Annotated in this window: 1 protein-coding gene; it reads left to right on the forward strand. The window is 67.9% G+C overall.

The window, feature by feature from the left end:
• Positions 1-240: hypothetical protein (locus SB773_RS34290; RefSeq protein WP_410594977.1), on the forward strand; the 240-nt coding region annotated here is incomplete at both ends.

Here is a 240-nt window from a genome sequence, read left to right on the forward strand (position 1 = left end):
GAGGCGGCATCGTGAGTCTCGGCCAGGATACAGCCCTGACGAGTGCGGGGCGTGGTCTGTTCGCCAGGGACGATGGCAGCCGGATCACGACTGTTGGCGCAACGGTCAAGGCAGCCCGCGAATTTGGTGCCTTGGCCAGCGAGAAGGGCGTGATCGAGCTGACGCAGGGCGAGGTCACCGGCCACGATGCGGGGCTGCGCGCTTTGGGCGGCGGGAAAATCCAGGCCACCGGGACGCAGG

Source organism: Bacillus sp. SIMBA_074 (assembly GCF_046534555.1).
GTDB classification, from domain to species: Bacteria; Bacillota; Bacilli; order Bacillales; family Bacillaceae_G; genus Bacillus_A; species Bacillus_A mycoides.